General features: G+C 65.9%; 20 protein-coding genes. 17 read left to right on the top strand and 3 right to left on the bottom strand.

Annotated features, from left to right (window positions below; all coding sequences use genetic code 11):
- Nucleotides 1–6: 6 nt before the first annotated feature.
- Nucleotides 7–507, bottom strand: coding sequence for an NUDIX hydrolase (locus tag LDO86_RS20105; RefSeq protein WP_018769865.1), 501 nt, complete (start codon nucleotides 505–507; stop codon nucleotides 7–9).
- A 207-nt stretch (nucleotides 508–714) separates the two neighbouring features.
- On the opposite strand from LDO86_RS20105, the gene LDO86_RS20100 reads away from it, so the two are divergent.
- From LDO86_RS20100 to LDO86_RS20040, 15 genes are all read left to right on the top strand, one after another.
- Nucleotides 715–2,223 carry a CCA tRNA nucleotidyltransferase gene (locus LDO86_RS20100; protein WP_018769864.1) on the top strand — a complete coding sequence of 503 codons (1,509 nt, stop codon included), beginning with the start codon at nucleotides 715–717 and terminating at the stop codon, nucleotides 2,221–2,223.
- Nucleotides 2,220–2,804 (top strand): histidine phosphatase family protein, encoded by a 585-nt coding sequence (locus tag LDO86_RS20095; protein WP_018769863.1) that lies wholly within the window; start codon nucleotides 2,220–2,222, stop codon nucleotides 2,802–2,804. Before LDO86_RS20100 ends, LDO86_RS20095 begins: the two co-directional genes overlap by 4 nt.
- A gap of 155 nt (nucleotides 2,805–2,959) precedes the next feature.
- The gene (locus LDO86_RS20245) at nucleotides 2,960–3,094 is read left to right on the top strand and encodes a hypothetical protein (RefSeq protein ID WP_018769862.1); all 135 of its coding nucleotides are present in this window, start codon (nucleotides 2,960–2,962) and stop codon (nucleotides 3,092–3,094) included.
- Nucleotides 3,095–3,456: 362 nt separating this feature from the next.
- Nucleotides 3,457–3,588 (top strand): hypothetical protein, encoded by a 132-nt coding sequence (locus LDO86_RS20240; RefSeq protein WP_261377430.1) that lies wholly within the window; start codon nucleotides 3,457–3,459, stop codon nucleotides 3,586–3,588.
- Between the two features lie 50 nt (nucleotides 3,589–3,638).
- Nucleotides 3,639–5,093 carry a glycosyltransferase 87 family protein gene (locus tag LDO86_RS20090; protein WP_043425015.1) on the top strand — a complete coding sequence of 485 codons (1,455 nt, stop codon included), beginning with the start codon at nucleotides 3,639–3,641 and terminating at the stop codon, nucleotides 5,091–5,093.
- The gene (locus LDO86_RS20085) at nucleotides 5,086–6,528 is read left to right on the top strand and encodes an NAD(P)/FAD-dependent oxidoreductase (RefSeq protein ID WP_018769858.1); all 1,443 of its coding nucleotides are present in this window, start codon (nucleotides 5,086–5,088) and stop codon (nucleotides 6,526–6,528) included. Before LDO86_RS20090 ends, LDO86_RS20085 begins: the two co-directional genes overlap by 8 nt.
- 66 nt (nucleotides 6,529–6,594) lie before the next feature.
- Nucleotides 6,595–8,583: a penicillin-binding transpeptidase domain-containing protein gene (locus tag LDO86_RS20080; RefSeq protein ID WP_018769857.1), complete on the top strand. Its 1,989-nt coding sequence runs from the start codon at nucleotides 6,595–6,597 to the stop codon at nucleotides 8,581–8,583.
- A gap of 43 nt (nucleotides 8,584–8,626) precedes the next feature.
- A complete protein-coding gene (locus LDO86_RS20075; protein ID WP_018769856.1) occupies nucleotides 8,627–10,309 on the top strand; it encodes an ATP-binding cassette domain-containing protein in 1,683 nt (560 codons plus the stop codon).
- A gap of 52 nt (nucleotides 10,310–10,361) precedes the next feature.
- Nucleotides 10,362–11,135 carry a DeoR/GlpR family DNA-binding transcription regulator gene (locus LDO86_RS20070; protein ID WP_224084173.1) on the top strand — a complete coding sequence of 258 codons (774 nt, stop codon included), beginning with the start codon at nucleotides 10,362–10,364 and terminating at the stop codon, nucleotides 11,133–11,135.
- Nucleotides 11,132–12,361: an MFS transporter gene (locus LDO86_RS20065; RefSeq protein ID WP_051081376.1), complete on the top strand. Its 1,230-nt coding sequence runs from the start codon at nucleotides 11,132–11,134 to the stop codon at nucleotides 12,359–12,361. Before LDO86_RS20070 ends, LDO86_RS20065 begins: the two co-directional genes overlap by 4 nt.
- Nucleotides 12,362–12,382: 21 nt before the next feature.
- The gene (locus tag LDO86_RS20060) at nucleotides 12,383–13,879 is read left to right on the top strand and encodes a bifunctional phosphatase PAP2/diacylglycerol kinase family protein (RefSeq protein ID WP_018769853.1); all 1,497 of its coding nucleotides are present in this window, start codon (nucleotides 12,383–12,385) and stop codon (nucleotides 13,877–13,879) included.
- A gap of 148 nt (nucleotides 13,880–14,027) precedes the next feature.
- Complete coding sequence (locus tag LDO86_RS20055; protein ID WP_018769852.1) at nucleotides 14,028–14,951, top strand: ABC transporter ATP-binding protein; 924 nt, start codon at nucleotides 14,028–14,030, stop codon at nucleotides 14,949–14,951.
- Nucleotides 14,951–15,844, top strand: a complete 894-nt coding sequence (locus LDO86_RS20050) for an ABC transporter (protein ID WP_018769851.1) — start codon at nucleotides 14,951–14,953, stop codon at nucleotides 15,842–15,844. The genes LDO86_RS20055 and LDO86_RS20050 overlap by 1 nt, the downstream gene beginning before the upstream one ends.
- Nucleotides 15,845–16,119: 275 nt before the next feature.
- The gene (locus LDO86_RS20045; protein ID WP_018769850.1) at nucleotides 16,120–17,526 is read left to right on the top strand and encodes an amino acid permease; all 1,407 of its coding nucleotides are present in this window, start codon (nucleotides 16,120–16,122) and stop codon (nucleotides 17,524–17,526) included.
- A gap of 22 nt (nucleotides 17,527–17,548) precedes the next feature.
- A complete protein-coding gene (locus LDO86_RS20040; protein ID WP_018769849.1) occupies nucleotides 17,549–18,871 on the top strand; it encodes a M18 family aminopeptidase in 1,323 nt (440 codons plus the stop codon).
- Here the strand turns inward: LDO86_RS20040 and LDO86_RS20035 are convergent.
- Together LDO86_RS20035 and LDO86_RS20030 are read right to left on the bottom strand one after the other, a co-directional pair.
- Entirely contained in the window at nucleotides 18,868–19,527 is a 660-nt protein-coding gene (locus LDO86_RS20035; RefSeq protein ID WP_018769848.1) for an acetyltransferase, read from the bottom strand. The two genes, LDO86_RS20040 and LDO86_RS20035, sit on opposite strands and share 4 nt — an antisense overlap.
- A 187-nt stretch (nucleotides 19,528–19,714) precedes the next feature.
- Nucleotides 19,715–22,405, bottom strand: a complete 2,691-nt coding sequence (locus LDO86_RS20030; protein WP_026265858.1) for a LuxR family transcriptional regulator — start codon at nucleotides 22,403–22,405, stop codon at nucleotides 19,715–19,717.
- Nucleotides 22,406–23,032: 627 nt separating this feature from the next.
- Here LDO86_RS20030 and LDO86_RS20025 point away from each other — a divergent pair.
- On the top strand, nucleotides 23,033–23,848 hold the full coding sequence (locus LDO86_RS20025) for a glycosyltransferase family 2 protein (RefSeq protein WP_018769846.1): 816 nt from the start codon (nucleotides 23,033–23,035) through the stop codon (nucleotides 23,846–23,848).
- A 28-nt stretch (nucleotides 23,849–23,876) separates the two neighbouring features.
- Nucleotides 23,877–24,848 (top strand): glycosyltransferase family 2 protein, encoded by a 972-nt coding sequence (locus tag LDO86_RS20020; protein WP_018769845.1) that lies wholly within the window; start codon nucleotides 23,877–23,879, stop codon nucleotides 24,846–24,848.
- The last annotated feature ends 56 nt before the right edge of the window (nucleotides 24,849–24,904 follow it).

Genomic DNA, 24,904 nt, shown 5'->3' with positions numbered 1-24,904 from the left:
CCGGGCTTAGAGGTGTCCGGGCAGGACGTCACGGGCGAGGTCGGCGATGCGGCGTTCGTTGGGGAATGACAGCTTCCGGGCAAGTTCCTGGATGGGGACCCACGCCACGTCCACGGCTTCCTGGTCGGGATCGTTCTCGATGGTGAGTTCGCCGCCGGTGGCCCGCAGGAGGTAGTGGTGCACGGTCTTGTGGACCCGGTGGCCGCTGACGGTGAACCAGTAGTCGATGCTGCCAAGCGGCGCCAGGATGGTGCCCTCGATGCCGGTTTCCTCGGCAATCTCACGGACCGCGGCCTCTTCGTTGTTTTCCTTGCCCTCCGGATGGCCCTTGGGCAGGCACCACTCGAGGCGGCCACCCCTATTAAGGCGGGCGATGATCGCAACCCTCAACCCGGCGTCGGACGTATCCACCACGACACCGCCGGCCGAGACTTCCTCGACCGTAGGCAGCGACGCCGGTGCCGATTGCTGGGCAGGGGCAACGTGCGCCCCGATTGCCGACGGCAATGGTGCGTTCGTCCTCCTGCCTGGAGCGCTCGGTACTGGATGGGCCATGGAGTCCACTCTAACGACTGTTGCCCTTCCGTGATGACCGGAACATGACACCAACATGGACAGGATATGACGCACTTTCCGGCGGCGAAGGTCAATTGGCCCGGATCGTGACGCTTTTTGGACTGCCGCGGCGCTGGTTTCTGCCAAGCTTAAGGAACTATGTCGCACGCACATCACAAGATTGATTCCCACACTGTCGACTTCAAGGTGGACCCGGTGGTCCTGGAGCTCGGCCGGCGCTTCGTGGACGCCGGCCACGAGCTGTCCCTGGTGGGCGGTCCGGTGCGTGACCTGTTCCTTGGGCGGACCTCCCCCGACCTTGACTTCACCACCGACGCCACGCCGGACCAGACCGTGGCCCTGATCAAAAAGTGGGCGGACAACTTCTGGGAAATCGGGCGCGCCTTCGGCACCATTGGCATGCGCAAGGCCGGCTTCCAGATTGAGATCACCACGTACCGGGCCGAGGCGTACGATCCCGATTCGCGCAAGCCCGTGGTGGCGTTCGGTTCCTCGCTGACTGATGACCTGCTGCGCCGCGACTTCACCATTAACGCCATGGCGTTGAAGCTGCCCTCCATGGAGCTGGTGGACCCCTTCGGCGGCGTCCGCGACCTCCACGCCTCCGTGCTGGCCACCCCCGGCGCGCCGGAAGCGTCCTTCTCCGACGACCCCCTGCGGATGATGCGGGCCGCCAGGTTCGCCGCGCAGCTGGGCGTCTCGGTCCACGATGACGTGCGGGACGCAATGACAGGCATGGCGGAACGGATCAAAATCATCTCCGCCGAGCGCGTGCGGGATGAACTGGTCAAGCTGATTTGCGGTGCCCGGCCACGGACGGGAATCGACCTCCTGGTGGAAACCGGGCTGGCCGAGCATGTACTGCCCGAGGTTTCCGCCCTCCGCCTCGAATCCGACGAGCACCACCGGCATAAAGACGTCTACCAGCACTCGCTCCAGGTCCTGGAGCAGGCAGCCGAGCTCGAAACCGACGCGGAGGGTCCGGTGCCCGGACCGGACTTCGTGCTGCGCTTCGCTGCATTGATGCACGACGTCGGGAAGCCGGCTACGCGCCGCTTCGAACCGGGCGGCGCGGTGAGCTTCCGGCACCACGACATGGTGGGTGCCAAGCTCACCTCCAAGAGGATGAAGGCGCTGCGGTTCGACAATGACACCATCAAGGCCGTGGCACGCCTGGTGGAGCTCCACATGCGCTTCTACGGCTACGGCGACGCCGGCTGGAGCGACTCGGCCGTCCGCCGGTACGTGACCGATGCTGGTCCGCTGCTGGAGCGCCTGCACCGCCTGACCCGCTCCGACGTCACCACCCGGAACCAGCGCAAGGCCGAGCGCCTGGCCTTCGCCTACGACGACCTCGAAGCCCGCATCGCCGCACTCCGGGAACAGGAGTCCCTGGACGCAGTGCGCCCGGACCTGGACGGGGCCAGGATCATGGCCGTGCTGGGACTCAAACCGGGGCCTGTGGTGGGCCGCGCCTACAAGTTCCTCCTGAATGAACGGATGGAACACGGACCACTGCCCACCGCGGAAGCTGAGGCGCGCCTGCTCCGGTGGTGGGCCGAACAGCCTGAATCAGCACCTGCCGGACCCGGCCCTGGAGTCTCTTCCGCCGCCGTCGAACCTTCACCCGTTGAGGAGTCCAAGTGACCAACCCCGCCTTTGCCCCGCGCCCCCAGCTCTGGATCCTCCGCCACGGCGAAACCGAATGGTCAAAGAGCGGGCAGTACACCGGCCTCACCGATCTCCCCCTCACGGTGGAAGGCGAGCAGCAGGCCGTGGAGGCCCGCAAGGTGCTGGACGGCGTCGACTTCGACCTGGTGCTCACGTCCCCGCTGCGGCGGGCACGGCGGACAGCCGAACTCGCCGGCTTCCCCGATGCCCGGCATGAACCGCTCGCGGTCGAATGGAACTATGGCGACTACGAGGGCATCAGTTCGGACCTGATCCGCAAGGACAACCCCGACTACCTGATCTGGACCCACGGCGTGCCCAACGGGGAGACACTCGACGAGGTTGCCGCCAGGGCGGACAAGATCATCGGCCGGATCCTGGAATCCGGGATGGACAATGTGCTGATCGTGGCGCACGGGCACTTCTCCCGGATCCTCACCGCGCGCTGGCTGGAATTGCCGCCCACGGAAGGCCGGCATTTCATCCTGGGCACGGCGAAGGTCTGCACGCTTGGATGGGATAAGAAGACCCCCGCCATTGTCCGCTGGGGCCTCTAAATACCCCTATTCAAAAGTTTTCTTCTTTTCTCCGGAAATTGCTGGTCTTCCGCGAATTCCTGGGGTACCTTTATTCCTGACCCCACGGCAATCTGCCGGGGTCAAAGACCGCATTGCAATCCACGCAGCGGACAGTAGAAAAGGAGGTTGGGATAATGATGACTTTGACTGGCGAATGGAATGCCTCCATCAATGCATTCCCGGCCTTTGCTGATCCTGTGCGCGTGGCTTCGGTCAACTCGGGTTACCGCCGGCCGGCGGACCTCCCGGGCCTGCTGCGACGCCGCTAGGCGCCAGCCACCTGGCCGCGGGCCACGGTGCCAGTACCGTCAAGGCCCAGGCGGGACTCCATGTCCAAGACGGGCCGTCCAGGCCGGACCACCGTGCTTCTCCGCTGACTTCCGGGAACTGCTGCTGCCCAGGCCTCCCCTTCGCAGCCGCATAGTCCCGCATTTGCCACAGCTCTCCCACCGGCATTGCGGTTCACTTCCGGCTCCCGGTAGTCCGCGCTGCCACGGCGCTCCTGCGCAATTCCACTAATTCCCTCGGTGAATTCCTTGCGCCCAAATTTCCGCGCTTTTGCGCACTGAAAAGGGGTGCTAATTCGCCATGCACTTTTGTGCCTTGTAACCGAAGAAAGGAGGTGGCTCCCTTGATGCAAAAAATCATGGGACTCCTGTCCCGGCCCCTGCAGCGCCGCAGTTCCTTTAACAGCGCCCTGCTGGAGCAGCACCGGAACGACGTTTTCGTGCTCATGCACCAGCAAATAGGTGGCCTGCGCTGACGGGCCGGCCCCCAAGCCCCCGGGAGGGGGCCGGCTGTAAGCTCGAAGCCATGCACGAGACCCAGTCGCCGGACAGCGGACGACGGCCCCGAATCGTAGTGCCCAGCCGCAGCGATGCCCTGCTGCGGAATTTCACCGAGGTGATCGGCGGCCCGCTGGGATCCAGGACAGATCCCGGCGTGGTCTCCCCCGGTATCTACTCGGTGGAACGGGTGCTCATTGTCCTCACGGCCCTGGCAGCCCTGGTGGGGGTCCTGCTGAAGGGCTATTGCAGGGCCAACGGCTGGGAGACGCCCACGCAGTTCTATGCCACGTGTTACTCGGATTTCCCCGAATTGTTCCGCAACCGCGGCATGGCCGCGGGAATCTTTCCCATCCTGGGCAGCGGCAGCCAGTTCGAATACCCGGTGCTCCTTGGGCTGATCGCGGGTGTGACGGCCTGGCTGGTACCCGGCGGAGAGGCCGGTGCCCGCGCCCTGGCCTACTTTGACATCAACGCGGTGCTGCTGGCGGCGGTGGCCATGGCCACCGTGCTGGTGACAGCACGCATGCCCGGCCGCCGTCCGTGGGATGCGGCCATGGTGGCGGTGGCCCCGGGGATCGTGCTGGCCGGAACCATCAACTGGGACCTTTGGGCCGCATGCCTGCTTGCCCTGGGGATGTACTTCTTTGCCCGGCAACGGCTTGTACCCGCAGGGGTCATGATTGGCCTCGCCACGGCCACCAAGCTGTATCCGCTGCTGGTGCTGGGCGCCATCCTGCTGCTTGCAGTACGCACGGGAAGATGGCGACCGCTGCTGGTGGCCGGTGGCAGCGCGGCCGCCACCTGGCTGGCAGTGAACCTGCCGTTCGCGGCCGCCAACCCTCCCGGGTGGGCCTTCTTCTTCCAGTACAGCGCTGAGCGGGGCGCCGGGTACAGCTCAGCCTGGTTTGCCTACAACCTGGTGGCGGACAGGCTGGGCTGGTCCGGGCTTGGCGCCGGTGCCGTCAGCATGTTTTCCACCGGGTTCTTTGCCGTGGCCTGTGCAGGCATTGCCGCTGTTGCGTTGACGGCCCCCCGCCGTCCCCGCATGGCGCAGCTCGCCTTCCTGATCGTGGCGGCCTTCATCCTTACCAGCAAGGTGTATTCGCCCCAATACGTGGTGTGGCTCATTCCGCTGCTGGCCCTGGCCCGGCCGCGGTGGCGCGACTTCCTGGTCTGGCAGGGCATCGAAGCCCTGCATTGGGCTGCGATATGGATGTACCTTGGACAGGTGACCAGCGCAGGTTCCTCCCAGCACAACCTGGACATGCCCTACTACGTCCTGGCGGTGGCCGCGCATATGGCCGCGGTGGCCTATCTCATGGCACGCGTCGTCTGGGACATTTACGATCCCGCCTATGATCCCATCCGCCGCCACCACCTGGACGACCCCCACGGCGGCCCCTTCTCCAACGCGCCGGACCGGATCCGGCTCAAGCTGCCGGCTTCATTCCGCGCGGCGAAGGCGGGGTCCCGTGCCTGATGTGGCGGTAGTAGGGTCCGGCCCCAACGGACTCTCCGCGGCAGCGGTGATGGCGCGGGCCGGCCTGTCAGTGGAGGTCTTCGAGGCCGCAGCGACGATTGGCGGCGGAACCCGGACCACGGAGTTGATGCAGCCCGGGCACTTCCATGATGTCTGCTCCGCCGTGCACCCAATGGCTGTGGCGTCCCCTTTCTTCCGCGCTTTCGAGTTGCCCCGAAGGGTGGACCTCATCACCCCGGACGTGTCCTTCGGTTCCCCGCTGGAAGGTGGCCGGGCAGCCCTGGCCTATCAATCGATGGACAGGACCGTTGAAGGACTGGGCCGGGACGGACCCGCGTACCGCCGGCTCATGGAGCCACTGGTCCGCCACATTGACGACGTCATGGACTTCACCCAAAACCAACTCCTCCGGATCCCCCGGAACCCCCTGGTGGCCGGCGTCTACGGCCTGCGGACCCTGGAACAAGGGACCGGGCTGTGGAACCTTCGGTTCCGGGAGGAACTGGCGCCGGCCCTCCTCAGCGGTGTGGCCGCCCATGCCATCTCCCACCTGCCCTCCCTCGCCGCCTCCGGAGCCGGGCTGATGCTTGGTGCCCTGGGACATGCCGTGGGGTGGCCCATCCCCCGCGGCGGTTCCGCATCCATCGCGGCAGCCCTCGCGGACGACATCCGCGCCCACGGAGGTGTCATCCACACCGGAACCCCGATTGACCGGTTGGAACAGCTTCCTGCCACCCGCGCCACGCTGCTGGACGTGGCACCCCGGGGGTTGCTGGACATGGCAGGGGAATCACTTCCCGGACATTACCGGCGGGCCCTGGAACGCTTCCGTTACGGCAATGGCTCGTGCAAGGTGGACTTCATCCTGTCCGGGCCGGTGCCGTGGCAGGCCAGCGGACTTTCCGACGCCGGCACCGTGCACGTGGGCGGCACGCGGGCCGAGCTGGCACGCTCGGAAAACGAAGTCAGTGCCGGACGCCATCCTGAACGGCCATATGTGCTCGTGGCCCAGCCGTCCCGCTTCGACGCAGGCCGCGCCCCTGCAGGCCGGCACACACTGTGGACGTACTGCCATGTTCCCTCCGGCTCGACGAAGGACATGACCAGCCAGGTTGCCGCGCAGCTGGAACGGTTCGCCCCGGGATTCCGCGATCTTGTGGTGGAATCACACGTTATCACCGCAGCGGAGTTGGCTGAATACAACCGGAACTACATTGGGGGCGATTTCAGCGCCGGCATCATGGACGTCCGGGGTCTGGTCCAGAAGCCGGTGGTGTCCCCCATCCCGTGGCGGACGCCGCTGCTGGGGGTCTACCTGTGTTCGTCGTCGACACCGCCGGGTCCCGGGGTGACGGGCATGCCCGGGCTGCATGCCGCAACGTCCGCCCTGAAGGACGTCTTCAAACTGCCGGTGCCGGACCTGGGGCTCTCATAACGCTCCATGACCCGGGACTGAACACGCGTGGCGCTGATGTCAGCCGGCCCGGGGGATAATGGCGCGATGGGGAAAACAACAAAACTTTCGCTTGCCATAACTGCGCTCATTATCGGAACCTCGCTGGTGGCCTGCGATGACGGAAAGTCCGGCGCCGAAGCCGCGGCACGGCAGCTGGCCGGCGCAGTCTCGGCGCTCGATGTAGGGTCCGTGGCTTTCGACGGCAAGGACGCCGCCGCAGCGAACGATCAGCTGCACCAGGTCTTCGCGGCCCTGGACCCGCAAAAGCCCGAGGTCCAGGCAGGCGGACTCACGCTGGACGGGGACAAGGCCTCCGCACCCCTGAACTACACCTGGAAGTTCGGCGACGCGGAATGGAAGTACACCATCGCAGCGAACTTCAGGAAGTCCGGCGATAAATGGCTCACCGTCTGGGATCCGGCCATCCTGGCACCGGGCCTCGGGGACAGCGAAATCGTGACCAAAGGATCCCAGACCCCCCAGCGCGCAGACATCCTGGGCGCCGGAGACGTCCCGCTGGTGACCTACCGCCCCGTGGTGAATGTGGGCATCGACAAGCCCCAGTTGGGCAGCGCAGACCCCGCCGATTCCGCCGGCAAACTGGCTGCCCTGGTGGGAGTGGACCCTGCCGCCTACGTGCAGCAGGTCAAGGCAGCAGGGGCCCAGGCCTTTGTTTCCGCCATCACCCTCCGCGAAGAGGGCCGGACCATCACCGATGCACAGATCCAGGCCATTCCCGGCGCCCGCGGCATCCCGGCATCCATCCCCCTGGCCCCGAGCAGGACGTTTGCCCGGGCCGTGCTCGGGTCGGTAGGGGAAGCGACGGCGGAACAAATCGAGGCGTCCGATGGCGCCCTGGCCCCCGGGGACGTCACGGGCATCGGAGGGCTCCAGCAGCAGTATGACGAACAGCTCCGCGGATCGGACGCCGTCGTCATCCGCGCGCAACGGGCCGACCTCACGCGCGAACAGATCCAATCCGCCGGCACCGACCCCCGCCGCGTCCTCTTCCAGGTGGAGCCCAAGCCCGGGACGCCGCTGAAGACCACCCTCGATCCGCGGCTGCAGACCCTGGCTGAGGGCATCCTGGAGCCGGTGGGGCCGGCGTCAGCCATCGTGGCCCTCCGACCCTCCACTGGAGCCGTGCTGGCAGCGGCTTCCGGGCCGGGCAGCAACGGCTATAACACGGCAATGCTGGGACAGTACGCCCCGGGATCGATCTTCAAGATGGTGGATTCCCTGGCCATGTTCCGGAACGGGATGACGCCCGACTCCACCATCCAGTGCACCCCCACGCTCACGGTGGACGGGCGGACCTTCAAAAACTCGGAAGGCTACCCCGAGACCTCTTTGGGCGCGGTGACCCTGCGGGACGCCTTTGCCCACTCCTGCAACACTGCCTTCATCTCCCAGCGTGACTCTGTGTCGCAGGGCCAGCTTGAAGCCGCTGCCACGTCCATGGGAGTGGCGGTGGAGGCGCCGAAACTTGGCGCCGAAGCCTTCCTGGGCTCTGTTCCAGGGCAGGCGCAGGGCACCGAACACGCAGCGTCCATGATTGGCCAGGGCAAGGTATTGCTCTCCCCGTTGGCCGCAGCAATCATGGCCGGCTCCGTGGCCAAGGGCGCCCCCGTCGCCGCGCAGCTGGTCCTCAACCCTGACGCCGGTGCGCCCGCTGCCGGAACAACGGCAGGTTCCACTGCCCCCGCGGCCGACCGGTCCGCAACCGCCGCTGCCGAGGCACCCTCCACTGCCTCGGACAAGCCGATCACGGCTGCGGAGGCGGCGTCGCTGGCAGACATGATGCGCGCCGTCGTCACGTCCGGCCACGCAGGGTTCCTGTCCAGCGTCCCCGGGGCACCGGTAGGGGCGAAGACCGGAACCGCCGAATTCGGCACCGAGACTCCGCCAAAGACGCACGCCTGGATCGTGGCCGTCCACGGGGACCTGGCCGTAGCCGTCTTCGTGGAGGACGGCGGCCTGGGCGCCACCACCTCCGGCCCGCTGCTGAAGCAGTTCCTCACCGCCGCCGGCTAGGGGACCCCGCCAGGCAAGGGACCGGCGTGGGAGGATTGACGGTGTGGCCCATATTGACGTTTCCGGCATCGACTACTTCCTCTCCGACGGCACCCAGCTCCTGAACGGAGTGACCTTCAAGGTCCCTGACGGCACCAAGACCGCCCTCATCGGGCCCAACGGCACTGGGAAGACCACGCTGTTCCGGATCATCGCCGGAGACCTGGTCCCGGACGAGGGCGTCATTGGGCGGTCCGGAAACATGGGCATCATGCGCCAGTTCGTGGGGCAGGTGCGGGACGGCTCCACCGTCCGGGACCTCCTGGTGTCCGCCGCTCCCCCGGCCCTGGCAGCCGCTGCCCGCGAGGTGGATGACGCCGAGCTGGCCATGATAGAGGACGACGACGAGCCCACCCAGATGCGGTACGCCCAGGCCATCGTGGACTGGGGGGACGCCGGCGGCTACGACGTCGAGACCGTCTGGGACGAGGTCTGCATGGCCGCGCTGGGACTGCCCTTTGACCGCGCACAGCACCGCCCGGCGTCGACCCTTTCCGGCGGCGAGCAGAAGCGCCTGGTGCTGGAAGCACTGTTCGCCGGCCCGGACGATCTCCTCCTTTTGGACGAGCCGGACAACTACCTTGACGTGCCGGGCAAGCGCTGGCTCGAGGAGAAGCTCAATGACTCCAGGAAAACCGTCTTCTTCATCAGCCACGACCGCGAGCTGCTGAACAACGCCGCCGGGCGCATTGTCACCCTTGAGCCGGGGATCAACGGGGCCGCCGCGTGGATCCACGGGGGCGGGTTCGAATCGTACGTGGAGGCCCGGGCGGACCGGAACGCCCGGTTCGAGGAATTGCGCAAGCGCTGGGACGAGGAGCACATCAAGCTCAAGGAACTCGTCAACATGTACAAGAACAAGGCCGCGTTCCGCTCCGACATGGCCAACCGCTACCATGCCGCCCAGACCCGGCTGGCAAAGTTCCTTGAAGTGGGGCCGCCCGAGGCGCTGCCCATCGAGCAGAACGTGCAAATGAGGCTCAAGGGCGGACGGACCGCCAAGCGCGCCATCGTGGCGGAGAAGCTGGAACTCACCGGGCTCATGAAGCCCTTTTCCACGGAAGTGTGGTTCGGCGACCGCGTGGGCGTGCTGGGCTCCAATGGTTCCGGCAAGTCGCACTTCCTGCGGCTGCTGGCCACTGGCGGCACTGACCCCGAACGCGAACACCTGCCCGTGTCCGATGTTGACATCGCCGAGGTACCGCACGAAGGCACCGTCAAGCTCGGTGCCAGGATCCGGCCGGGATTCTTTGCCCAGACCCATGTCCGTCCCGACCTGCTGGGAAAGACCCTGCTGGAAATCCTGCACCGCGGCGATGAACACCGTTCCGGGCTGGGCCGGGAGGCCGCCGCGGGTGCCCTGGACGGCTACGGCCTGGCGGGACAGTCGGAACAGAAGTATGAGTCACTCTCCGGCGGCCAGCAGGCGCGGTTCCAGATCCTCCTGCTTCAGCTCAGTGGTGCCACCCTGCTGCTGCTGGACGAGCCCACGGACAACCTGGACCTGCACTCCGCTGAGGCGCTGGAGCGGGCCATTGACCACTTCGAGGGAACTGTCCTGGCGGTCACCCACGACCGCTGGTTTGCCCGGACCTTCGACCGGTTCCTGGTATTCGGCTCCGACGGGAAGGTGTACGAGTCGGCGGAGCCGGTGTGGGACGAACAGAGGGTGGCGCGCAGCCGCTGAGCTGTCCCGGCCACCACATGAGCAAATGATCATGAGTTGATATCATTTGCTCATGAAAACGGACGAGCGGCACAGGACCATTGCCGAAATCCTCCGGCGGCAGCCGGAGGTGAGCGTCGAGGACCTGATGCAGGCCTGCGCCGCCTCCGGCGCAACCATCCGCCGGGACCTTGAAGTACTGGCCGGCCACGGTGTGCTCCGCAGGGTCCACGGCGGCGCCAGGAGCCTGATAGGCCACGGCCGCAACCCGGGCTACGGACAGCGGGAGCTGGAGGACCGGGATGCCAAGAAGCGCATCGCAGCTGCCGTGGCCGGCCTGCTGGCCGACGGCGAACACGTCTGGCTGGACAGCGGCAGCACGGCAACCGAAGTGGCGCGGGCAGCGGCCGGCCGGCAGGTGACCCTGATGCCCATGTCCCTGCAGGCCCTCAATGCGGCTGCAGGCGGTGAGGGTGCCGCAGGCTCCCGCCCCGCCCTGCTGCTGCCGGGTGGAAGCGTGGTGCCCGGTGAACTCTGTTTCCGCGGACCGCTGGCCGAGTCCAACATCAGGTCCCTGCGTTTTGACACCGCGGTGGTCACGCCCTGCGCAGTGGACTTCCGCGACGGCCTGCTGGCCCACGACCTCGACGATGCCGCGGTGAAGAAGGCCGGCCTGGAAGCTGCGGCACGAGTGGTGGTGGCCGCCTCCGCGGGAAAGTGGCAGGCCAGCGCCCGGGTGCTCGTCGCCGGCCTGGAAAAAGTGGATGTCATCGTGACGGACCGGCAATTCAGCGCCCAAGACCATGCCGACCTTAAAAAATACTCTGTGGAAGTAGTGTACGTATGAGCTCCAGTACAGGTAAGGAACAGCAGGCAGGCTTGAGAGCCGCCGCCGCAGCCACGTTCGTGGTCTTCGGGATCAACGGACTCGTGTTCGCAAGCTGGGCGGCCAGGATCCCTGCCGTTACGCAGACGCTGCACATCACGTCGGGGCAAATGGGCACGCTGCTGCTGTGCACGGCCGTAGGCTCACTGCTGGCACTTCCCACCGCCGGCCTGGTGGTCGGCAGGATTGGCACCGCCAACACGGTCCGCTTTGCGGGCTTGCTGGCGGCGGCCGCAGGTGTGGGAATCGCCCTGTCGCTTTCGGCCACGTCCATTCCCGGAACAGCGGTTTCGCTGTTCTTCTTTGGCATTGGCATTGGCCTTTGGGATGTGGCACAGAACATCGAAGGGGCCGACGTGGAGCACAAGCTCCGTCGCACCATCATGCCCCAGTTCCACGCGGCCTTCAGCGGCGGCGCATTCGTTGGCGCCCTGGTGGGTGCAGGGCTTTCCACCCTGGGTGTGGACCTGCCGCTGCATCTCATGGCGATTGCAGCCGTGGTGGTGCTGGTGGCATTGACCGTGCCACGCTACTTCCTTCCCCACATCTCCACCGCCCCCGTGGAGGGGGAGCCGAAACCCGCCAAGGGACCGTCCGCGTGGCGGGACAGCAGGACACTGCTCATCGGCGTCGTGGTCCTGGGCGCCACCCTCACCGAGGGAGCGGGCAACGACTGGATCGCCAAGGCGTCAGTGGACGGGCTCGCCGCCTCCGAATCCACCGGCGCCCTCATGTTCGCCCTCTTCGTCCTGGCCATGACCGCCATGCGGTTCCTGGGCGGCCGAGTCATCGACGCATACGGACGGGTGGCAGTCCTGCGGGCCAGCATGGCCGCAGCGGCCGCGGGCCTGGGCCTTTTTGTGCTGGCGCCCAATATCTGGCTGGCCGGCATCGGTGCAGCCCTGTGGGGCGTCGGCGCCGCCCTGGCTTTCCCCATGGGCATGTCCGCTGCGTCCGATGACCCACGGCACTCAGCCGCACGCGTTTCCGTTGTATCCACTTTGGGGTATATATCATTCCTTGCTGGACCACCGCTGCTGGGCTACCTCGGTGACCTCACCGGTATCCACACCGCGCTGCTGGCCATCATGGCACCCATCCTGGTGGCGCTGCTTCTTGCCGGTGCCGCGAGGCCCCTTAGCGCGGTCGAGGAAGCCGCCGGGCAGGAAGCCGCCAAGCGGGACTAGACCTTGGGTTAGGGTGATCACATGCAAAGCGCCAGGCCGCGGGGGAGAAGCTGGATCAGCCGCCTCGATAGATACCTTCTCAAGCATGTATCCAACCTGCCCGGCGGCAACCACGATCTGTTCTTCCGCCGGCTTTCCGCCTCGGCCAACCACGGAAAGCTCTGGATGGGAGCGGCGGCCGTCCTGGCGTTGTTTCCCGGCAAGACGCGGAGGGCAGCACTGCATGGCCTGATCGCCCAGGGGGTGGCCTCCGCCGTGACCAACGTGGTGTTCAAGACGCTGCTCCCCCGGACCCGCCCGCTCCCCGAACATCTTCCGGTATTCCGCTTCGTGCATCCACAGCCCACCAGTTCCTCCATGCCATCGGGGCATTCGGCGTCTGCGATAGCGTTCGCAGTCGGGGCAGGCCTGGTCCGCCCGGCCGTAGGTGCTGCCCTGGCTCCCGCAGCCGTGGGAGTCGCCTATTCGCGGGTTCACACCGGCGCCCACTGGCCGTCGGACGTCCTCTTCGGTTCGGCCCTTGGTGCCGGTGCTGCGCTGGTGACCCGCCATTGGTGGCCGGTTCGTCCGCCGATTCCGCAGACGACCAGGGCATGGACCAGTGCGCCTGAGTTGCCGGGCGGCGAGGGTCTGAGCATTGTGGTCAACACCTTGGGCGGATCCTTCAAGGAGGAGACGGCGTCAGCACTCAAGGAAGTATTTCCCAAAGCGCATATAAACACCGTGCAGCCGGACGAGGACCTGGTGCAACGGATCGCCGCCACCGCCGACTTCCCTGGCACCCGCGCCCTGGGCGTGTGGGGCGGTGACGGAACGGTCGGCGCAGCTGCCGCCGCCGCCGTCGCACGTTCGATTCCCCTGCTGGTCCTGCCCGGCGGCACCCTGAACCACTTTGCGCGCGACGCGGGCACGGGGAGCCTGAAGGATGCAGTGGATGCGGCCAGCAAAGGTGAAGCGGCCCTGGCGGACATCGGGGTGGTGACGGCGGAACGGGGCCTGGCGGGAAGCCCGGAGGTCTCCGAAATGGTCATGCTGAACACCTCCAGCGTCGGCCTTTATCCGAACTTTGTCCGCCGCCGGGAACACCTGCAGCCGGCGCTCGGGAAGCCGCTGGCAGGGGTGGTGGCCATGTTCAGGACCTTTGCGGCGGGCACCCCAACCACCCTGTCCGTGGACGGCGTTGTGCGCAAGGTGTGGATTGCCTATCTGGGCAGGGGGCGTTATTACCCCCGGGACCATGCGCCCTTGTTCCGGCCGGTGATGGATGACGGCGTGCTGGACGTCCGGATGATCACGGCTGACGAATCCTTTGCCCGGCTGCGGCTGCTGTGGTCCGTGCTGACGGGAACAGTGGCAAGCTCCCGCATCACCCACCTGCGGGAGGCCACCGAGGTAAGGATCGACGCCGGAGGCGCACCCATGGCGCTGGCGGTGGATGGCGAAGCGCTGGCCGGCGTGCGCAGCGTCGCGTACCGGATCCAGCCGAAGGCACTGACGTATTACTCCCCGCGCCGCTGACCAGTGGACGTGGGGGAAGTAACTACCCTGATTCTCCCCTGAATCAACCCTGATTCCGGGATAAAGCTGCCCGGGCATCGGTAGCGTAAGGCATGAACACCCACCGAAAGTCGTCTGCAGCCGTGCGCTGCCGTGCAAAGGATTCTTCATGATCGAGGCAAACGGGCTGACCAAGGTCTACGGCGCCAAAACCGCCGTGGCCGGCGTCAGCTTTACCGTCAGGGCAGGGCAAGTGACCGGCTTCCTGGGCCCCAACGGGGCAGGAAAATCCACCACCATGCGGATGATCATGGGACTGGACCGGCCGACGTCGGGCTCGGTCACCGTGAACGGTCTGCCGTACGTCCGGCACAAGGCACCCCTGCGCGAAGTGGGTGCCCTTCTCGATGCCAAGGCGGTCCACACCAGCCGCAGTGCCTACAACCACCTGCTGGCCATGGCGGCCACGCACAGCATCCCCAAATCCCGGGTGCACGAGGTGATTGAAATGACGGGGCTGGAGGCCGTGGCACGCAAGAAGGCCGGCGGCTTCTCCCTGGGGATGGGCCAGCGGCTGGGCATAGCGGCAGCCTTGCTGGGGGACCCGCAGACCCTCATCCTGGATGAACCCGTCAACGGCCTGGACCCGGAAGGTGTGGTCTGGGTGCGGAACCTGGTCCGCTACCTCGCAGGGCAGGGACGCACGGTTTTCCTTTCCAGCCACCTGATGAGCGAGATGGCCCAGACCGCCGACCACCTGATCGTCATTGGGCGCGGCCGCGTGATTGCCGACGCACCCATCCGTGACATCATCACCGGCAAGGGGCAGGCACGGGTCCGGGTGCGTACCGACGAACCCGACCGTCTCTACCAGCTGCTCGCCGGACGGGGCGCGTCCATCGACGTCCCGGAGCGGGAACTGCTCGAAGTAACGGGCCTGGAGCCCAGGACCATCGCGGCGGCCGCCCTGGAAAACCACGTCATGGTCTACGAACTGACGCCGCTCGTCGCCAGCCTCGAGGAGGCGTACATGGAACTGACCAAGGACGACGTCGAATACCACTCCCTGCCCGCCGCGGAGGTAAGCAAGTAATGAGCGTAACCACCACCGAACCCACGTCTTCGCCTGACCCCGCATCCTCCGCCGGGGGCCGCAGCCCCCGTGCCGGTGGACGGGCCCTGCCCGGCCCCACGTTCTTCCGGGTGCTCAACTCGGAAGTCATCAAGTTCCGCAGCCTCCTTTCCACGCTGATCCTGCTCGCTTCCACGGCGGTGGTCATGGTCGGGTTCGGCGCGCTGTCCGCGTGGGGGACGGGCCAGTTCGCCGACGCGGCCACAAGGGATCCGCAGGCCGCGGCGCGGATGGCATCGCAGGGCGGCGATCTTGCCGTCAGCGTGCCCACCTCCGGCATCGCCTTCGCCCAGCTGATCCTGGGGTCCCTTGGTGTGCTCCTGATGAGTTCGGAATTCACCACCGGGATGGCCCGGTCCACCTTCGCGGCCGTGCCCAGGCGGCTTCCCGCATTCGCTGCAAAGCTCGTGGTGGTCATGGTGACGTCATTCGTGGTTACCGCCGTCTCCACCTGGGTGGCAGGACTGGTGGCCGTGCCCATCCTGGACAACTATGGCCTCGCGCTGGACCTTGGCAGTTCCCAGTCGGTGAAGCTCCTTCTGGTCAACAGCATCTATGTGGCCGCCGTCGCCGCCATCGGCATGGCCCTGGGCACTCTCATCAGGAATTCCGCCGGCGGCATCATGAGCCTGGTGGGCATCTTCTTCGTGGCACCCATCGCCTTCCAGCTCATTCCCGGGGACTTCTTCAAGGAGGCCCGCAAGTACCTGCCAGGCAATACCGTTGATCCGCTGACGGCGGCCCAGCATGTTCCGGACACCCTGGAAGCCTGGCAGGCGGCACTCGTCCTTGGCGCCTGGGTCATCATCCCCGTCCTTCTCGCGGCAGTCCTGTTGAAGCGGCGGGACATTTAGCGGCCAACCACTGCTGACGCCCCCGGCGAGAGGGACGGCGCGTGGTTTCCGGCACATTACAAAAGTGCATGGCGGGAAACTTTCTTTGCCCGTGGTGGTTCCTGCTTGGAGGCACGTCCTGTTGGGAGCAGCCAGGTCTGTTGGAGTGCACAAAGCAAGGTGCATAATGGCCGACCTAGGGTGAAACGACGATGTGGTGCATCACACGGTCCCCCGGTGGTCCACCAAGGCACGTCGCTCAACCCATGCTATTTTCCCAACAGGACGGCGCTTCCATGCATGCTGACCAGCAACTCTCAAAGTCCCTGAAACCCAGGCACCTGTCCATGATCGCCATCGCCGGCGTCATTGGTGCAGGCCTCTTTGTCGGCTCGGGTGCCGCCATCCAGCAGGCCGGCCCGGGTATCCTCGTCGCCTATGCTGCCGCGGGCCTGGTGGTCATCCTGGTCATGCGCATGCTGGGGGAGATGGCCGCGGCAAACCCGGAAACGGGCTCATTCTCGACCTATGCGGACAAGGCACTGGGCCGTTGGGCAGGGTTCAGCATCGGCTGGCTCTACGCGTGGTTCTGGATCATCGTCCTGGGCATCGAGGCCACTGCAGGCGCGGCCATCATGCACCGGTGGGTGCCGGGCATTGACCAGTGGGTCTGGGCCCTTGTCCTCATGGTGCTGCTGACGCTCACCAACCTCGGCTCGGTGAAGTCCTACGGCGAGTTCGAGTTCTGGTTCGCGTCCATCAAGGTGGCGGCGATCGTCCTCTTCCTGGTCTTCGGTGCCGCCGCCATCCTGGGGCTCATCCCCGGTGTCCCAGCCCCCGGCCTGAGCAACCTGATCAACAACGGCGGCTTCATGCCCAACGGTCCGGGCGCTGTCCTGGCCGGAATCCTCGTGGTGGTCTTCTCCTTCTTCGGCGCCGAAATCGCCACCATCGCCGCCGGCGAATCAGAAAACCCCGTGGATGCCGTGAAGAAGGCCGTGAAGTCCACCGTATGGCGCATCCTGGTCTTCTACATCGGCTCCATCGCCGTGGTGGTCACCCTGCTTCCGTGGAACTCGGCCTCGGTGGCCAAGAGCCCCTACGTAGCGGTCATCGAACTGTTCGGCATCCCGGGCGCCGGAACCATCATGGACGTGGTGGTGCTGACCTCTGTGCTGTCCTGCCTGAACTCCGGCCTCTACACCGCCAGCCGCATGCTGTTCTCACTCTCCACCCGCGGTGACGCACCGCGGGCATGGACCCGCATCTCCCGCCGCGGCGTACCCGCTGCCGCGGTCCTCGCCTCCACCGTGGTCGGCTTCGTCACGGTGGGCCTGAACTACATTGCCCCGGACACGGTGTTCCTCTTCCTGGTCAACACCTCCGGAGCCATCGCATTGTTCGTCTGGCTGGTCATCTCCGCCTCGCAGCTGGTCCTCCGCAAGCGCATGGGAGCCGCAGCAAAGGACCTGCAGCTGAAGATGTGGCTTTTCCCCTACCTCACGTGGGCAGCGATCATCAGCATCGTGGCCCTGCTGATCGGCATGGTGATCGTGGAGTCCACCCGGGAGTCCCTGCTGCTTTCGATTGCACTGGCAGCCGTTGTGGTGGCGGTGGGCGTGCTGCGCTACCGGCGGAAGGGCGTGGCCGCCGCGGGCCAGCCGGACGTGGCAACCGAGGCTGCGCCGGCACCTGTCGAGTAGGCGCGGCACTAGACTCGGGACCATGCCTTTGCCTCCCTCTGCTGCAGACCACATCCAGGACCTTGGCGCCTATGTCAGCGCATCGCCGTCGAGCTTCCACGCTGTGCATGAGGGGGGCCGGCGCCTGGAGGAAGCCGGGTTCACCCGCCTGGATGAGCTGCAGCCGTGGGAGGCCGGGCCCGGTTCCTTCTTCATCATCCGCGACGGCGCCCTGATCGCCTGGGTGGTCCCCGAAGACGCGGGACCCGCCACGGGTTTCAACATCCTGGGCGCGCACACCGATTCGCCGTCGTTCAAGCTCAAGCCCAAGCCCACCACGGGTGCGCACGGCTGGCTCCAGGCCGGGGTGGAAATCTACGGCGGCCCCCTGCTGAATTCCTGGCTGGACCGGGAGCTGCGGCTGGCGGGCAGGCTGGTGATGCTTGATGGCACCGAGCACCTCACGGCCACCGGGCCGCTGCTCCGCTTCCCGCAGCTGGCCATACACCTGGACCGGGCCGTGAACGATGGCCTCACCCTGGACAAACAGCGCCACATGAACCCCGTCTGGGGGCTGGGAAGTCCTTCAGACTCCGACCTGCTGGGCGTGCTGGCGGCGTCGGTTGCCGGCGCATCCGTCGATCCGGGGCAGATTGGCGGGTACGACGTCGTCATTGCCGACACGCAGGCGCCTGCGGTTTTCGGGGGCAAGGGGGAGTTCTTCGCATCAGGGCGGCTGGACAACCTTTCCGCCACGCATGCCGGACTGGCAGCGCTGACCGCCCATGCGGAGTCCGCAGCCGCCGGCGGCCCGATTGCGGTCCTTGCCGCCTTCGACCACGAGGAAATCGGCTCCAACTCCCGCTCAGGGGCCTGCGGGCCCATCCTCGAGGACGTGCTGGTGCGCATCTCCGACGGCCTGGGCGCGACGGTGAGCCAACGGCGGCAGGCCTTGTCGGCGTCGTTCTGCCTCTCTGCCGATGCCGGCCACGCCGTGCACCCCAACTATCCCGAGCGGCACGACCCCGCCAACCATCCCGTGCTGAACGGCGGGCCGCTGCTGAAGATCAATGCCAACCAGCGCTACGCCACGGACGCGTTCGGCGCCGCATTCTGGGCGCGGCTCTGCGGCGAAGCAGGCGTTCCCTACCAGGAATTCGTGTCCAACAACGTGGTGCCCTGCGGTTCCACCATCGGGCCGCTCACCGCGACCAGGCTGGGCATCCGGACCGTGGACGTGGGCGTGCCCCTGCTGTCCATGCACTCGGCCCGGGAGCTGTGCGGGATTGAGGATCCACACCGCCTGGCCGCGGTGACGGAGCTGTTCTTCCGGACGGCGGCCTTGCCGGCGGGGGCACACCCCTAACGGATCCAGCCGTAGTTGAACCCACCATGGTCAATTTGGTGGGCAGGCACCCCTACCCACGTTTCGCCGTCGGGAACATTGCTGAGAACGGCCGCGCCCATGCCGATGGTCGCGTAGTCTCCCACGGATGTCCTCTCCCGGACGCTCGAATTCAATCCGAGGTAGGCGCCCTTGCCTATCCTGGCGCCGCCGCCCAGTGAGACGCCCGCGGCGAAGGTCGCAAAGTCGGAGACATCGTCGTCGTACGAGAACGTGACTGAGGGCATGGCAACCACGTGGGATCCCAGGCTCACGGCGGCAGTGAGGGTTACGTTGCGCAGCAGGATGCTGCCGCGGCCCACACGGCAGCCTTCCGGGTACTGGACGGAAGGATCCACCGCACTGGCGTACCTCGACTCGCCGATCCCCAGAGTGCCCAGATGCGACACCACCGCTTCGCGTTCCCTGCTGGACGCAATGCACACCAGGAGGAAGGCGTGCATGTAGTTGACTGCATCATCAATGCTGCCAAGGACGGGGGCACCATCGACGGTGACGCCGGCCATCTCCCTGTCATCATCGAGCAGCCCAACCACGTCATACTGGCCGCTGCCGCGGACCATGGCCAGGACTTCACGCGCCAGGCCGCTGGCACCTATCAGGATCAGTTCGCTCACGTGACGGCGCCGGCAGCAGCCTGCCGGGGTGTCGTTACTGGAATCCGGTCCATGCTGTACCTTTCCGGCGCGTGACGTCCTCTGAACGTGGGACAAGGCTATTCGCCAGGGGCACACTTTCCGGCTGGACACCGAAGGCTATGTGGTTCGGAACAGGGACTATGTGGAAACTGCGGGGACCTGTGGATCACAGGACGGGCAGGACGTACGGCTCCGCAGCCGGAGTTGCCTTGCCGGCGGCCAGGGCAGTCAGCTGTGCGCGGGACTCAACGCCGAGCTTGCGGTAGATGGCCGTGAGGCGTACTTCGACGGTGCGGACCGAAACATACAATGTGCCGGCTATTTCCTTGTTGCGCATCCCCCGGGCCACCATCATCGCCAGCGCCCTCTCATGGTCCGTGAGCAAGAGCATTGACGGGTTGCCCTGCGGGCGGGCGGCCTCCCACCGTTCGTCCAGCAGGAGGGCGTCCACGTGCTGCGTCCAGGCATCAGCCCCGGCCTCGTCAAACATCACCTTGGCCCGGAGCAAGGCCTCCCGCGCGTGGCGCAGCCTGCCGAAGCCATGCAAACGTTCCGCATAGCACATCAGGGTCCTGCCCCGCTCAAGCCTGTGACCGTTCCTGTCTTCAAGCGCCTGCTTGAAGAGCTGCAGGGACTGCTCGCCGTCCGCAAGCATGGCGCGGCTCCGGGCAACCACCATGACCAGCCACGGAGAGCGCAACCCCGCCGAACGGCTTTCCAGGCGTTGAAGAGCCTGGGTGGCTTCACGGTGCCGGCCAAGACGGACCAGTACCTCCACCAGGTCGGCCTCACAGCGCAGCAGGGTGGGGTTGCCCAGCCCCAGACCGATTTCCGTGGCCCTGGACAACTGGACAACGGACTCCGCCAGGTCACCCCGCAGGAGTGCGAAGTGGCCATGGCAGGCCGCCAGCTGTGCCGTGAGCCCAGGGTGGTTTCCCGATCGCAGATAGTCCAGGGCATTGGCGGCCTGGTTACGCGCGAGTTCGTCATCGCCCAACGAGTAGGCACGCCAAACCCGGAACAGGTGCCGGGCTCCCCGGTGGTACTCCAGGTCAGGTTGGCAGAGCTCGAGTTCGTCGATCAGCCTGACCGCCGCTGCCACATTCCCGGCGCGGATCTCATTGTCTACTGCCGTGAGGGCTGCTGTTTCCCGCCAGTTGGCGTGGTCCGGTTCTGTGGAGCTGCGGAGCATCGCGAAGGCTTCACGGGCGCTTTCGTACTGTTCCGCATAGGTGAGCGCCCGGCCGCGCAGCAGGAGGCGGGCCGGCCGGGCGCTGCGGACCTGCCCGGGGCGGCGGGAGGGGTTTGCCCTTCCGCCGCTGATCGATTCGACCAGCAGTTCGGCATGGTCGGCGATGGCCAGGCACTGCAAGGACGCGGAGCCGCGGAACGCGCCGCCCTGGCGCAGCAGCTCAACTGCCTCTTTCAGTTCCCACCGCTCGGCATAATAGACGGCGCCGATGGCCAGCAGGGCAGCGGAATACCCCGGATCGTGCTGGCCAAACTCCTTTACCAGCCGCTGCAGCATGCTGCAGCGCACCGCAACGCCCTGGACGAAATCGATCTCGAAGGAGAGGCCGGTCAACCGCAGAATCAGGTTGGGGTCGCGGGTGACCCCTTGCGCCCACTCCAGGTACCGGCGCGCATGCACCAGATCACCGCGGGTGAAGAGCAGCTCGGCCAGCCCGGTGAGGCGTGCCGCCGTTTCCGCTTCGCCCGGGTTGATGGCGAGGGCCCGCTCGATGCACTCCACCGCGAAGGACACCTCGCCCCTCCGGACCAGGTGCACCGCGTTACGGAGAAGGTGGAAGGGAGTTTCGTGCTCCAAGACCACCGCGAAGCTCAAGTGCCAGCTGCGGGCATGCCGATCGGTGCCCCGTGCTGCTTCAGCCAGGGCGCGGTGGGTTGCGGTGCGGACGTCAGGTGGCATGGCCGCGTGCACATGGCCCCGCAGCATCTGGTCCGCTATCCACAGGTGTTGTCCGGAGCGCTGCACCAGTCCGGCAGCCACCAATTCATCTGCGTGAAGCCACGCTTCATGGTCGATTTTCCCGATAGTGGTGATGTCACTGCGGAACGAGAGCGCAAGCAGGTCCAGGACCATGCTCGCGCCGGGGGTCAGAGCGGCCACCGCTGATGCGTGTCCAGCGTCAAGGCTGCTCGTGGAGGACAGCGGGATGGGCAGTGCGCACTTGCCGCCGGCGTGCCTCTCCACCAGCCCGCTGTACAGTTCGACGGCGGCAAGCGGGTTGCCGCCGGTGGCTGCGGCAACCGCGTGGGCCACCGCCGTCGTGGTCTGTTTGGTTGGCATGCTTTCCAGCATCCGCACGGTGTCACCCTGGCTCAGCGCACCCAGGCGCAGGGCGGGGAGGCCGGTGAAGGGGCTTCCCGGGACCTCGTCCCGCATGCCCGCAAACAGGACAATTTCCGTGCCGGCCAGTCGCCGTGCCAGGAATCCAATGACTGATTGACTGGCCGGATCCAGGCAGTCGGCGTCGTCAATCGCAATGATGGTCCGCGTTGACGACCGGCGCTGCAGTCCGCTGAGCAGCATGCCGGACACAGCGGGAACGGTCAGGGCACCGGCGTTGCCACCCCGGAGGGCGTCGACGGACCCGTTCAGGACCGGGTCATCCATCTCATTCAGCAGCGCGGTCAGCCCGGAAAAGGGCCAGCCCGATTCAGCGGCGCTGGCAGCCAGGAACACGGACCGGTATTCGCAGAGAGAGGAAATTTCGGACAACAGGGCTGACTTGCCTATGCCCCGGCCGCCGACGATGGCCAAGACTGTTTCCTTGGGGCCACGGATCGCAGAAAGAATCCGGTCAATTTCTTTGTTTCGGCCCACAAGCGGCATGGGGTCCCCAATCATCGAAGAAGGAGACCGCATTTTGTACTGCCGGTTCAAATGGTGGCCGCGCTCCCCAACGCGTAGGCCGCTACAAGCGAATATAACGCGCCACTAAACATGGCACCATACAAATTTGCGCTGGATTGCATCAAGATTAGATCCACAATTGCTCAAGGTCCCCGCCGCGTGGCTGAAGGCCGGCCCGGCGAACGCTGGGGCCTTGCAGGGCCTGGCGATTGCGGTATTGGCGGCAGTACCGGCGCCACCCCATCGCATGAACCACGAAGGGCAGCATGATAACCCCCGTACTTAAAAACGCGCGGCAGACAATAACCCCTATACCTAATATCACCCTGTACCCGTAATCCCCGTACTTGCCTTATCGCAGTAAATATGACTGCAGAAACTGAGTACTCGCTACTGGTGACACTCGAAAGGGGTGGAAATAGGCTTTCTCCACGGCCAGAGTCAAAGGCTAACGAGAGCTGGGGCCCGAGACCAGACCCATGACCGGATAAAGCGTCAAAGACGCGCTCGGCTTCCAAGCGGGCGGGTTCGTTGTTAACTATCCGCAAACGTCATGAAGTGGTGAGGTATTTGTCCATTTCCATCCAGCTCCCAATTACTCTTGCGATGCAGGGCACGGAGCCCGGTAAGGCCTCCGTCAGCGTCGTCATTCCAACACTGAACGAAGCCAGGAACATTCCGTGGGTCCTGCGCAGGATGCCGTCCTACGTTGATGAGGTCATCATCGTGGACGGCCGGTCCACCGACAACACTGTGGGAGTAGCCCAGGCGGTCCGCGACAATCTCGTCATCGTCAATGAGCCCCGCAAGGGGAAAGGTGTGGCCCTACGCTCAGGGTTCGCTGCCGCCTCAGGCGACATTATTGTCATGCTTGACGCGGACGGCAGCATGGACCCGCAGGAGATCGGGTGGTTCGTTTCCCCGCTGCAACATGACTACGACTTCGTCAAGGGCTCGCGGCATGTCACCGGTGGGGGCTCCGAGGACCTCACGCGCCTGCGGAAAGCCGGCAACCAGGCGCTGACCAAGTTGGCCAACGCGGTGCTGCACAGCAATTACTCCGATCTTTGCTACGGATATATTGCGTTTCGGCGTGAATGCCTTGAGATCCTGCAACTCGAATCAGACGGATTCGAAATCGAAACTGAACTGATCGTCCGGGCAGCACGGGCCGGCCTCCGGATTGCGGAAGTCCCCAGCATTGAGCTTGACCGGATTTCGGGAGCCTCCAACCTGCAGACCTTCCGTGATGGGTGGCGGGTCCTGCGGAAGCTGGCCCACGAATGCACCATGTGGGAGGCACCCACGGCCGGCGCCCGGCCCGAAGCCCTGCGCCGGGTCAAGTACGCCTACGCCAACGTCAGCGTTCCGCGGACGCCAACCGACCCGCAGAGCATCCTTGCATTGGTTCAGGGGGCTTAGCATGCTGGATCGAATTGTCCGTCCAAGTGTGTCGATCGTGATTTGTGCCTACACCGAACGCCGTTGGGAGCTTTTGCTGGACGTGATCGAGTCCGTCCGCGCCCAAACTGTCGCCCCCCAGGAGATCCTGGTGGTCGTGGACCATAACGAGGACCTCTACGGTCGGCTCCTCGAAATTGTCGACGACGTGACAGTGGTGGAGAGCGAAGGCCCTCCGGGGCTTTCAGGGGCACGCAACACGGGCGTCGGACTCGCAGAGGGGGACATCGTGGCCTTCCTGGATGATGATGCGGTGGCGACGCCAAACTGGCTGGAACGGCTGCTTGTCCTCTACGACGATCCCGACGTGCTGGCCGTTGGCGGCCGCGTCGAACCTGTATGGGACCAGGGCCGCCCAGGCTACTTCGGTGAAGAACTCGACTGGATCGTTGGATGCAGCCACCGCGGAATGCCGACGGTTGCCTCCGAAGTCCGGAACCTCATTGGGGCAAACATGTCCTTCAGGCTCGACGTCCTCCGACAGGTTGGTGGCTTCAACATCGCGCTGGGCAGGCAAGGCAATTTGCCGCTTGGCTGCGAGGAGACCGAGATCTGCATCCGCTCCACCATGGGCGCACCCGGTTCCCGGATCGTTTACGAACCTGCTGCCTTGGTCCGGCATCACGTCCCGCAGGAACGTGGGACTGTGCGCTACATGCTTTCCAGGTCCTGGTCGGAGGGCCTCTCCAAGGCACAGGTCAGCCACGTCGTGGGGCACAAACGGGCCCTCGGTCCCGAACGGCGGTATGTCCGCAGCACACTGCCGCGCGCCGTGTTCTCGGGAATCCGCGATTGGAGCCGGGGCGACAATCCCATGGGACTGGGACGGGCAGGATCCGTCCTTGCGGTATTGGCCTTCACCTCCGCCGGCTACCTCCGCGGCCGCCGGCTGGCGCACAGCTCCACAACCCAGTTGGGCAGTGAAATTCCCCAAGGCGCAGTCTGGCGGGAAGTCCAGTGAGGGTGAACACCTAGCCAGGACGCTGCCCGTCCCGTCCATGGGAAAGACCTCTTAAC

The organism is Arthrobacter sp. StoSoilB19, assembly GCF_019977275.1.
In the GTDB taxonomy this organism is placed as follows: domain Bacteria; phylum Actinomycetota; class Actinomycetes; order Actinomycetales; family Micrococcaceae; genus Arthrobacter.
The sequence above is the reverse complement of the archived record's forward strand: the minus strand, read 5'-3'. Positions and strand labels throughout refer to the sequence as shown.

Coding starts and splice junctions, on each gene's coding strand:
- LDO86_RS20045 (WP_018769850.1), top strand. CDS start 16,120: ATGCATGCTGACCAGCAACTCTCAAAGTCCCTGAAACCCAGGCACCTG.
- LDO86_RS20065 (WP_051081376.1), top strand. CDS start 11,132: ATGAGCTCCAGTACAGGTAAGGAACAGCAGGCAGGCTTGAGAGCCGCC.
- LDO86_RS20245 (WP_018769862.1), top strand. CDS start 2,960: ATGATGACTTTGACTGGCGAATGGAATGCCTCCATCAATGCATTCCCG.
- LDO86_RS20025 (WP_018769846.1), top strand. CDS start 23,033: ATGCAGGGCACGGAGCCCGGTAAGGCCTCCGTCAGCGTCGTCATTCCA.
- LDO86_RS20070 (WP_224084173.1), top strand. CDS start 10,362: ATGAAAACGGACGAGCGGCACAGGACCATTGCCGAAATCCTCCGGCGG.
- LDO86_RS20080 (WP_018769857.1), top strand. CDS start 6,595: ATGGGGAAAACAACAAAACTTTCGCTTGCCATAACTGCGCTCATTATC.
- LDO86_RS20090 (WP_043425015.1), top strand. CDS start 3,639: ATGCACGAGACCCAGTCGCCGGACAGCGGACGACGGCCCCGAATCGTA.
- LDO86_RS20055 (WP_018769852.1), top strand. CDS start 14,028: ATGATCGAGGCAAACGGGCTGACCAAGGTCTACGGCGCCAAAACCGCC.
- LDO86_RS20040 (WP_018769849.1), top strand. CDS start 17,549: ATGCCTTTGCCTCCCTCTGCTGCAGACCACATCCAGGACCTTGGCGCC.
- LDO86_RS20100 (WP_018769864.1), top strand. CDS start 715: ATGTCGCACGCACATCACAAGATTGATTCCCACACTGTCGACTTCAAG.
- LDO86_RS20050 (WP_018769851.1), top strand. CDS start 14,951: ATGAGCGTAACCACCACCGAACCCACGTCTTCGCCTGACCCCGCATCC.
- LDO86_RS20060 (WP_018769853.1), top strand. CDS start 12,383: ATGCAAAGCGCCAGGCCGCGGGGGAGAAGCTGGATCAGCCGCCTCGAT.
- LDO86_RS20030 (WP_026265858.1), bottom strand. CDS start 22,405: ATGCCGCTTGTGGGCCGAAACAAAGAAATTGACCGGATTCTTTCTGCG.